This window comes from Bacillota bacterium (assembly GCA_013314855.1).
GTDB lineage: Bacteria > Bacillota > Clostridia > Acetivibrionales > DUMC01 > Ch48.
The window spans coordinates 1-10,182 of the sequence record JABUEW010000136.1 but is presented as its reverse complement, the minus strand read 5'-3'; the positions used below and the strand labels follow the sequence as shown (position 1 = coordinate 10,182).

The window sequence follows — 10,182 nt, the reverse complement described above, 5'->3', positions numbered from 1 at the left end:
CAGATTCCTGTATTCATTCATTGATTCATACAGCGAAGCCGGTCGCTCTTTGCAAGTGGAATTCATATATACGGCTCTAAGAAAGAGTGCTATCTGCTCATCCATATTCACTCTTAGCATACTAATACAATCCGGATCGCCAGGAAGATGCCCCGGTTCACGTCCCAACTCCAATACGTCGAATAATCTTCTGTAGACCTCTTCAGCCAATTTATATTTGCCATGCAGCAATAAGCTTCTGGCTTGCAGCAAGAATTCGTCCATTTCCTGTGCCCAGCTTTCGTCCCCCCAATCTCTTTCGTCATGGATAGCATCATCCCAGCCCCATCCAATGCAATATTCACCATCCTCCACTCTCTTTGCAAAAGCTTCTATCTCCTCCATCAGCATTTCCTCATCAGGGATAACTTCTTTCTTCTGCTTCGAAGATATTAACTTGTATAAAAACTCTTGTCTCCTTGAAGGATGTTCTTCACTAGCCCAGTCTAAGATCAAATTTTGATAATCTTCCGTTGAAAAATTTCTTAAACACTTCCTTACTTTTTCCATAAATTCTTTATAACTTAATACATCATTTATGCTCATGGTATTACCTGCCTTCAATTATTTATATCCTCCAAATATGTTTCCTCTGCATACTTTAATTATCCTGTAAAAGCATAGATGATGCAATAGAATTTACCTATAAATTTTAAGCAAATCATTACAATATCTTTATAGCAAAATCACAGGCAAATCATTATTATCCTTATTAAGATAAAATTTGTCTAACAAATCCAATTTTACCATTTTCAATAAAAGCCAGCAACCTTTACTTGAGTGTTTATTTGATTGCTTTGTTTTGCGCCGTACAGTGACCATAGTCTCAGAGGCTGCTGTGGACGGCACGGCCCCTGCATCCCATCGATAGCCCCTATTTCTTTTATACTTCACAATTTATAAGTGATGAATAGGTTCCTTATATAGTTTTGATTATATATGCTAAAGATTTAGTGCAATAAATGAGTTTATCATTTTATTATATACTTTTGAAACACTATTAAAATCCACATTTTTAAGATAATATGCCCAAAACATGAATGATACGAAAACTGTTGATGCGTTTATTGTATTATAAATGTCAGTTTTGTTAATTTCTGTTTTTGTATAATTTGAAAGCCTTTCACAATAATATGCTATTAAATTATCTTCATTCATATCTATACCTGCTGCCTTACCTCTGCTTATAAAAAACGATACATCACTTGCACCTTTCCCCAAACCCACGTTTTGCCAATCACACACTACTAGGTCCTCATTATTCAACATTATATTATCCGCATGAAAATCGCCATGGCATATACTATATGGATGACTATTTAAAATATCGCAGATTCTATCAAACCTTTTAAGAATGGACTTTAAAATTTCCTTGTCAAAATGTCCTTCATGTAGACTAAGCACATAATTCCAATCATCTAAATTCCAATCATCTAATGAACTATAAAGTTTTTCATTATCAGGGCAAATATTCTTATACTCAACATCTAATTCTTTAATAAGCTGTGTATTCAAACTATGAAGCTTTGCACAAAAATCTATTGCTTTCAACTGCAATTCGGTACTCCATAAAGAATACTCAATCCGTTTGTAATGAGGAAATACAATAATATTTCCGTAATCCGGGTTACGCTCAATGTAGATGACCTGCGGGATAGTTAATTCTGCATTTTCTTGGAAAAGTGAATAAAATTTCCATTCCTTTTCATAAAAGTACATCATGTTGATATCATTTTCGCACAACAAGGGATGAGTATGTTTTATAACATAGCGTCCTCGTCTATCAGTAACATCAATTAACTTCGCTCTACTTGCTCCATTATTTATTGATGTTACCAAAATAATTTCATTAAATAATCCCTGTTTCTCCAAATAGTTAATAATAAAATACGGTTCTGATAAAGGGGTATTATTCATTACTAGTTCTCCTATAAACTCCATCTTGAACTAATTCGTTCTTATCAAACTCATCATATGATATATTCTCTGTATATTTTTTTATCTTTTTAATACAATTCATAATATCATTTAGATATATTCTATAATCACGCATATCTAGCACTTCCTAAAATTTCTTTTTTTAAATCCTCTTTTATATTTTCATTTATTACTAAATCAACTTGTTTATTAAATCTATCCTCTAAATAAAATTTTAAGTCCATATAATTATCAAAAGTTTTATTCCCCTCTTTAAATTCAACTAAAACATCAATATCACTATCTTCATCTTCCTGGTTTTTAGCATATGATCCAAATAATCCGATTTTTCTAACTCCATATTTTTCAAATTCATGCTTGTTATTTTTAAAAAATGTAATAATATCTTCACACTTCATGAAATATTAACCTCCTTCCTTCTATTTATGACTTAGTTATTTGTAAAATGCTGAAACCCTTTAAATTATAGGGTTTTAGCATAATTTTTATATTGATTTCCTCCCCCAAATAGTGTATAATTATGTTGAAAATTGAAATATTACCACTAATAAGGAGGAAGAAAATCAAATGCTTAAACCATTTAAACAAATGACTATCGCTGACATTTACTCCCAATGCAAAGACTTGTTCCAAAATAACAAACCTTCTTTCCTAAACCTTCTCTCAGAATATTTTGATTTAGAATCTTATATCCCTCTTACCTTCCATCGTGCTTACTACAGTTACCTGGGAAGGGATAGGAAATATTCCTTGGTTTCAATGCTTTCAGCTTTAATCCTTCAAAAAATTCTCGGTATACCTATAGTCTCTTTGTTAATTATATTTTTGCTCCTTTGCAGAGAAGCCCGAGAGTTTTGTGGGTTTTTCGATAGTGTCCCCGATGATTCTCAGTTCTCAAGGTTTAAAAAGGATTTTGTTGAACATATTAAGGACCTTTTTGAAAACCTTGTAGATATCACAGAACCCATTTGTCAAAAAATCAACTCCCAACTTGCTTCTACCCTCATTTTTGATACTTCCGGTATTGAAGCTTACGTTGCTGAGAATAACCCCAAGTTCCTAAATGCACTTATAAAAAGGCTTAAAAGAGCTTATAAAGATAACCCCGATGTAAATCTATACCAGATGGCCTATAACTTGATGCCTTCATGTGCTTCTTCCAATAATGAGGTTAAACAACTCTTTATTAACGGCCACTTCTGTTACGTTTATAAGTTCACTATCCTTACCAATGCTCTCGGCATCGTCAGAAATATTACCTTCCTTAATGATGATTTCAAAGAAAAACATCCGGAAGTTGAAATAGACAAAAAATCTGACTCTCCCGAAGAGGATAAATCCATCGGTGACTCTACCTCATTAAAACCTGTCCTTCAAGACTTCCTCAATATGCATCCGGATACCTCTCTCTACACCTTTATTGGCGATTCCATATTCGATACCTACGATACCTATCCATTCCTGCTTAATGAGTGCGGCTTTGAAAAAGCCATAATCCCATTAAATCCAAGAAACACCAATCCCGAGCTTCTTAAGCCTGGTTTTGATGAGTCAGGCCGTCCGCTCTGCCCTAAGGATGGAACTCCTTTTAAATATGCCTACCCTTGTAGGGGTAAGGGAAGAGCTCCAAGGGATAAATGGGAGTGTCCCAAGATTTCCTGGGTAAACGGCAAACGCGTTTGTACTTGTGAGGACCCTTGTACCTCTTCTCCTTCAGGCAGGATGGTTTATACCTAGGAAATCCACCCTCACAAAGCATTATAGCAACATCAAATTCATTGTCAAAAGGCAAATTTCTTGCATCTAGCTTTAGAAAATCAATTTTGAGATTATTACTTTCTGCTTTTTCTTTTGCTCTTTTAAGTTGTGCCTCTGATAAATCAATACCTGTAACCAAATATCCTCTTTTTGACAATTCAATTGCATGCCTTCCTGTTCCGCACCCGACATCCAATATCTTTAATGACTTGTTGTTTAATACCCTTTTTATTTCTTTTATAACAGTTTCTAACTGACTAAAGAAATTTAAAGATAAATTACATACGCAAATATCAAAAAAATTATCTCGAAAAGGTAGATCTTCAGCACTACATAAAAATAACTCAAAATTTCTGAAACCAGCATTATTAAATTTTTTATATGCAATTTTCAATAAACCTTCACTTATGTCTATTCCTGTAGTATATCTATTATCATACGGGAGTATTTCAGACAGGTGTCCGCTACCTGTTGCTAATTCTAAAACTTCACTATTATGAATGCTACTATATTCATTTTTAAGAAATTGAGTATGCTTTTCGATAGAAGCCTCAAACTTCTTAGGGAATACCGAGTTTGCCATTATTGAGTCATATAAAAAAGAAAATAAATCCCCAAGCCATGGTTTATACTTAATCTTCTTACCGTTTTTATATAGGTAATTGATACCATTACTTTTTACTACCTCAATACCTTTTTTAAGCATCATTCTGTTCTCCTTTCTTTTTTACGCCGAACATTTCGCCTAACGTCTCAGCTGTCACGACGCCGATGAGCAGTAAAGCCTCTAGCTGAACCGTACCTAGTCTATCAAGGGCAAGCCTGCCCGGCGAAGATAGAGGTGGGTGGTGCTCCGTCACCGCTCTGCAAATCGGTGTGGCGTACCAGGGACGCTTTTTTCAGGCGCTAAATCAGGGACTCAGACCTTGTACATCCTTGCGTGACAGCATTGTTAGGTGAAGTATCGCTCATCCCCCGGCTGCACGGCGGAGTCAAGGCCGGATTTTCTTTTTTACTTTCTATAAATAATGTCTATTATTTACTCTTATATGTGCTGTAATATCTCTTAGCGCTTATTAGATCTGTATATACTACCTCCAAGTAATTGCCATCAGGATCGTCAAAATATGTTGCATAATATACATTATATTTGAATTCCGGACAATATTTTGGAGGAGACTTAATTTTGACTCCATTAATCTTTAAAAGTACCTCATTATAGAAGGCATCAACTTCTTCTTGAGTTTCAACTCCAAAGGCCAAATGATGTAATCCTGCTCCATCTACCAACCTTTTTTCTTTTACTGTCTTTCTCCAAATACATATCAACAGATTATCGCTAACCCACCCTCTAACCACGAATCTTCTGAATCCTAACCATTTGAGTATAGGAGAGTAAAAAGCAACTGATTTTTTAATATCCGTAACATTCAATTCAATGTGGTGTATAAATGGAATCCTTTTTTTACTCATAACAATAACCTCACTTTAAATGCATAATATTTTACTATTACTTAGATTGTCATTTATTTTTCGCGCGACGGCCGGAGGCTCGGGCGACGTTGAAGAGCGATATTTCACCTAACGGCTGCGCATTACTGACGTCGATTCGATTTAGATAGTTCTTATCTTAGTCGAATCGATGTGGTCGCGCCAACTCCATGAATTAACTTACTTGCCCAACTTCATGAAATTACTTACCGCGACCCGAATTTGCCCTTTTCATTTTTTCATAAAACTTTTGACACTACCCTTTAAATCCTAACGACCTCCAAAACCCTATACCTCTATCATTCCATGACAATACTTCAATATCAACGGTTTCAGTATTTAATAACTCGATTAACTTTTTAAATGCAGTTTTTCCGTATCCCTGTCTTCTGACTTCCCTACAAATAAAGAATTGCCGTAGATATAATGGTTTTCTCGTATGATCAATCAAAGCATATCCTATGGTTTCCGAATTTCTCTCAAATAAATATGCAACATAATCCGTATGAATAAACCCTTTCATTCTTTCCCGAAGCTGTTCAATATTCATTTTATTATCGTGTTTTTCATCTTCAATTAGTTGCTTATTCAGAATCGCCAGTAAATCCAGTTCCTCATCCGAACAAACCCTTATTTCTAACTCTTCCAAAAGAATCCCCTTTCTTTTATTTATCACTGCCAGTTCCACTTTCAAACCTTCGCGCCCCGTACGGGCGCTCCGTTTTTCCTGCCGTATTTTATATAACACCTTATTCCTGAACCTGTCTCGTGTTATCTACCTATGTGGAGGGATTCCCGAGCCTATTGCGGGTAATCTCCCTATGTAGAGGGATTTCCGAACCTGTTTCGGGAAATTGCACTATGGTAGAGAGATTCATAAAATCATCCATGTGGCTACGGATCCTTTGTATATCTTTTTCACATACATGGGTATAAATCTCTGTTGTCTTAGAGCTTGCATGCCCCATCGGAAGTTTCTATTCTTTTTTACACCGGGGTATATCAATACACTCTGCTACCTTGTCCTTTAAAACATTCGCCATTAAAAACTTCAATGCACTGGCTGCCTGGTTGACATATACATGGGAATGATTGTGCTTTGATATCAGCTCTAAAAGATATTGGCGTACATGTTCAACGACTACTCTCTCGGGTTCATCTCCGAAAAACAACGCAAATCTTCTCACATGACCAATATAACTCTTGCGGGTTTTAGGACTGTAGCCCTTCAACTGAAGTTCTTCTAAAAGTTTTGGCAAAACAACCACGCTCCACGATTTAGGCAACAACCTCGTCTCCGAATCTACTGTTGATCCTGCTGGACGATGCTGCTTCGGGTTCCGGTGCCATACATGAAAGTATCTCTTGTTCAGTTTCATGCTCTGATGCTATGAAATTCAATTGATCACATGAGAATAACTGACGGACTTTCATTTCAGTGTTTTTATCCGCAGGAACTGTCCAAAACTTTTCTTCCGGATGCTACTTACGCCCTTCTATCCGGCGTATCTTTTCAACAGTTTCCCTGGAATATGGAAATCGTACAATCAAGCGACCTCCGGCACCTTTTTGGATGGTTACCACCATCTTCTCACCCCTGTTTTTACAATATTATCCATAAATAATTAATAAAAGTCAAACATATGCTGCACATAAACTTCCGGGTTTTAATACAATAATACTCATCATGCCCACATTTTGGACATTTATAATCTTCACATCAAAAAACTTCAAAACACATCTTTTTTTCTTTATAACCCTGCCCACTGAAAGCAACTCCGGAAGGCGGTAGATATATTCCCTCGGGCAATCACACAAACAAAAAAACAGGGCTTTCCGGCATCCTGACCACCCACCAACACCCCTGCCACAAGTGGCAAAACACCAGAAAACCCTGTATTTAAGCCGCTCTTCATCCCTTATACGTTTTTTACATTTGACATCAGAACTACGCACTCAACGTGCCTCAAGCGTCGAAAAGCAAGCAAAAGAAAACACTTGATATATTTCCATATTGGGAATTTTATATAGAATGAATCAATTACTATCCTCTCCAAAAATCCACCTCAAACCATTAGGCCAACCCTTTATGCTTTCTTCAAGTATTGCTTTACAATAATCATTCAAAGTTGAAACCGAGTAGTCAAATTGCTTTCGATCTGAAACTTTATAATCAGCAACTGCAACACCCAAATATTGATCATAATCAACAACATCAGCACGTCCGGCAGAAAAAGCTTTTACTGGATTCTTATTCATCAAATCCCATGCCGAGGCAGGCGAGCCATCTTCCCCTTTTAGGTAGCGCATACCCCTTATTGGATCAACTACACCCCATTTCCCTCTATAAAAGGCCTCAATCAACGCATGTCCTGAGTATGCCGACTTCAGATTGAAAGCATATATTATTCTTGCAGGAATACCGGCCAGCTGCGCCAATATGCAAGCTACCCGGGCCATATCTGTGCACCAGTCGCTACCACGCATGATTATTTCTTCTTCCAGGCCGCCGAAAAGCATTTGGTCAAGGGTTATATCTTCGCCCTTTTTTACAATTGGCAACAGCGCGTCAAGCAAACGGTCCAGTATTTCCTCATCGCTGTCGGCACCTCTAACAGCATGTTCAACAAATGCCTCAAGAGCTGGCCGTAAACCTTTCTCATAACTGCATGGCACCGGTTCAGCATAAAGAAGCTTCTTTGTATCATCACAAAGCCGCACCATCTTATCTGCCAGCATCCTATCGACCGAACCAGGCGCATGGGTATCATTAGACAGCATATATTCATAAGCCTTCCCAAACTGATTAATGCCTCTGTATCGTGCAAACAAAATCTCTGCATACCTTTCTTTTTTAAGAAGTACATAATAAGAATGTTTTGCCTTGCATCCCTCTGGTTCTTCTACTGTCTTGTAAAGTTCAAAACCGTTTTTTAAGAAGGCACACAAGCTCCTTTTATTGTAATCTGCAATATTGCACCCAAATATAATATCTGCTTTTTCGTCTTCAAAACCTAATTTAGTGAGAAGGCTGATGGTGGTGGTCCCAATACCTCTCCCCCAATAATCTTTCTCTCCTATCATTATGTCTATCCTTCTTGTATCAAGGCCTGAAAACTCTTTCGTAATATCAGGCAGATTCATCTTTTGCAACCAGCATTCTCCGACTGGAATATCGTTGTATTCAATGATGAAGCAAAAAGCGTTTTGCGATACGCTCCTGTAAAGCTCTCGTACTGCATTAGGTGGCCAGCCTTGCACGTCTTCTGCTTCACTATAATAAAGAACATTGGGGTCGTTATTCCACTCCTCTAGCAGCGACCAGTCGCTCTCCATCATCGGGCGCAATACTATTGTTTCCCCCATTGTGGTTTTCCGCTTCAACCGATAATTGTGGACCTTTAATAGCACATTCATAAGTTACTCCACTTACATTCATCAATATCTATCAACCTTACCTTTAGTTCACGGACAGTCAACCATTCTTTGCCCAGGGTCATTGTGGTGCGCGGATGAAGATATATATCCTCTCCGGGGATTATGGCTTCATCAATTGCATAGAGAAACCCCGGTTGAGTGCCATTGTGAGTTATTCCACCACAATCATCAACTAATAAAGCACTAGGCTTGTGCGAAAATGCACGTGCAAGCTTTTCATCTTGCGTTATTGTACTGCCTGCACGTAATACATCAAAAACATGGGGTGAGCCGTGGTACCAAATACCTTTTTCATCCCAAAGCATATTGTTGGTGAAACCAGTATTTATCCTGTACCTCAAAGTTTTTCTCGGCTTCCCGTCAAGTTCGGCTATAATCTCATCTAGAAGGATACCGCCATTAGCTTCAATAATACGTTTTGAACCTTCATTATCCGGAGAACAGGTAACAAGGGCATTCCTTATACCGAGTTTTGCAGCTTCTTCAAGCAGCAGCTTCAGAATAAACCTGCCGTAGCCTTTTCTGCGGCAACTTGGGCGTATACCGTACCCAATATGCCCGCCAATAGCCTTTAAATTATTTGTCAAAGCATGGCGCACATAACCAGTGCCTATGTACTCATTACCCTCATTACCCTCAACCAACCAGAAGGTGGTGTATGGTACCCAATTCTCCGGCAAGTCTATGCCCTTTCGATAGTTATTCAACCTGTCAATATAACCTACAAAATCCGCTTCAAGCTTTTCAATATTCTCAAAAGCCTCTCCCATGCTTTTGTATTCCTCATTAGCTGCAATGAAGCTTTCTTTATACTCCACAGACGGATAAACCAGCCTTACAGGCTTTAGAAAATAAACCATTGGTATAAACCTTATACCGTTCATACATTGTTCACCACCCTGTTCTACAAATCCAAGAGCTTTATATGCTGGGACAGCATTGGGCGAAGCATTTACAGTTACAGCTATATTATGTAAACCATATTTGATATATTTTTAGCAGGGATTCGTTTGAAAAATATCAATAATTATATAAATGATATTTCTGTTTCCAAACATGGTATACATGATATTATTTTGGAATTAACATACAAGCTTCAGAGATATCAAGCAACACCTTAACTTTGAAAAAGTCCAGGCACGTGACCCTAAGAAGCTTGAAGGTTATTTCTCTGCAATGTTTTTTTCGTTTATATTCATACAAATATTACAAATTCGAAATAACCTCAATACAGTTGGTGAAACTGTAATCTTCTTACAGGATTTTGTGCAAATTAAAGTTAATAATGTTGTGTACATTATTAATGTAACATCAAAAGACCTTAAAAGTAAACAGGTAAATGATGTCACAGATCCAGTAGCAACAACCATTTGGGACAAATTAAGTGCCTAATATGTAGAGTAAAGGACAGGTGGCCACCTGCCCCTTCTCATCAAACCGTACGTGAAGTTTTCCCTCATACGGCTTTCCAATGTTCTTTCCTCCCTCAGCTTGCGGAGTATGAGGCTAGCGTCACTA

At 37.4% G+C, this 10,182-nt stretch carries 11 protein-coding genes and 2 pseudogenes; 1 reads left to right on the top strand and 12 read right to left on the bottom strand.

Features of this window, described 5'->3' with window-relative positions:
- The 3 genes from HPY74_17510 to HPY74_17500 form a co-directional block, all read right to left on the bottom strand.
- On the bottom strand, positions 1–603 hold a 603-nt coding region (locus HPY74_17510; GenBank protein NSW92431.1), incomplete at its 3' end, for a hypothetical protein.
- 378 nt (positions 604–981) lie between these two features.
- Positions 982–1,956 carry an aminoglycoside phosphotransferase family protein gene (locus HPY74_17505; GenBank protein NSW92430.1) on the bottom strand — a complete coding sequence of 325 codons (975 nt, stop codon included), beginning with the start codon at positions 1,954–1,956 and terminating at the stop codon, positions 982–984.
- A gap of 128 nt (positions 1,957–2,084) precedes the next feature.
- A complete protein-coding gene (locus tag HPY74_17500) occupies positions 2,085–2,375 on the bottom strand; it encodes a nucleotidyltransferase family protein (GenBank protein ID NSW92429.1) in 291 nt (96 codons plus the stop codon).
- A 169-nt stretch (positions 2,376–2,544) separates the two neighbouring features.
- On the opposite strand from HPY74_17500, the gene HPY74_17495 reads away from it, so the two are divergent.
- Entirely contained in the window at positions 2,545–3,714 is a 1,170-nt protein-coding gene (locus HPY74_17495) for a transposase (protein ID NSW92428.1), read from the top strand.
- Between the two features lie 238 nt (positions 3,715–3,952).
- Here the strand turns inward: HPY74_17495 and HPY74_17490 are convergent.
- The 9 genes and pseudogenes from HPY74_17490 to HPY74_17450 form a co-directional block, all read right to left on the bottom strand.
- Positions 3,953–4,441: pseudogene (locus tag HPY74_17490) on the bottom strand (class I SAM-dependent methyltransferase).
- A gap of 329 nt (positions 4,442–4,770) precedes the next feature.
- A complete protein-coding gene (locus tag HPY74_17485; GenBank protein ID NSW92427.1) occupies positions 4,771–5,208 on the bottom strand; it encodes a VOC family protein in 438 nt (145 codons plus the stop codon).
- Positions 5,209–5,482: 274 nt separating this feature from the next.
- Positions 5,483–5,920, bottom strand: coding sequence for a GNAT family N-acetyltransferase (locus tag HPY74_17480; protein ID NSW92426.1), 438 nt, complete (start codon positions 5,918–5,920; stop codon positions 5,483–5,485).
- A gap of 283 nt (positions 5,921–6,203) precedes the next feature.
- The gene (locus tag HPY74_17475; GenBank protein ID NSW92425.1) at positions 6,204–6,512 is read right to left on the bottom strand and encodes a phage integrase N-terminal SAM-like domain-containing protein; all 309 of its coding nucleotides are present in this window, start codon (positions 6,510–6,512) and stop codon (positions 6,204–6,206) included.
- The gene (locus HPY74_17470; GenBank protein NSW92424.1) at positions 6,505–6,660 is read right to left on the bottom strand and encodes a hypothetical protein; all 156 of its coding nucleotides are present in this window, start codon (positions 6,658–6,660) and stop codon (positions 6,505–6,507) included. The genes HPY74_17475 and HPY74_17470 overlap by 8 nt, the downstream gene beginning before the upstream one ends.
- Before the next feature lie 201 nt (positions 6,661–6,861).
- Positions 6,862–7,182, bottom strand: a complete 321-nt coding sequence (locus HPY74_17465; protein NSW92423.1) for a hypothetical protein — start codon at positions 7,180–7,182, stop codon at positions 6,862–6,864.
- Between the two features lie 81 nt (positions 7,183–7,263).
- Positions 7,264–8,592, bottom strand: coding sequence for a GNAT family N-acetyltransferase (locus HPY74_17460; GenBank protein NSW92422.1), 1,329 nt, complete (start codon positions 8,590–8,592; stop codon positions 7,264–7,266).
- Positions 8,593–8,639: 47 nt separating this feature from the next.
- Entirely contained in the window at positions 8,640–9,548 is a 909-nt protein-coding gene (locus HPY74_17455; protein ID NSW92421.1) for a GNAT family N-acetyltransferase, read from the bottom strand.
- A pseudogene (locus HPY74_17450) lies at positions 9,522–9,653 on the bottom strand (GNAT family N-acetyltransferase). Before HPY74_17450 ends, HPY74_17455 begins: the two are co-directional and overlap by 27 nt.
- Positions 9,654–10,182: the final 529 nt, after the last annotated feature.

Coding starts and splice junctions, on each gene's coding strand:
- HPY74_17505 (NSW92430.1), bottom strand. CDS start 1,956: ATGAATAATACCCCTTTATCAGAACCGTATTTTATTATTAACTATTTG.
- HPY74_17500 (NSW92429.1), bottom strand. CDS start 2,375: ATGAAGTGTGAAGATATTATTACATTTTTTAAAAATAACAAGCATGAA.
- HPY74_17495 (NSW92428.1), top strand. CDS start 2,545: ATGCTTAAACCATTTAAACAAATGACTATCGCTGACATTTACTCCCAA.
- HPY74_17485 (NSW92427.1), bottom strand. CDS start 5,208: ATGAGTAAAAAAAGGATTCCATTTATACACCACATTGAATTGAATGTT.
- HPY74_17470 (NSW92424.1), bottom strand. CDS start 6,660: ATGAAAGTCCGTCAGTTATTCTCATGTGATCAATTGAATTTCATAGCA.
- HPY74_17460 (NSW92422.1), bottom strand. CDS start 8,592: ATGGGGGAAACAATAGTATTGCGCCCGATGATGGAGAGCGACTGGTCG.
- HPY74_17455 (NSW92421.1), bottom strand. CDS start 9,548: ATGAACGGTATAAGGTTTATACCAATGGTTTATTTTCTAAAGCCTGTA.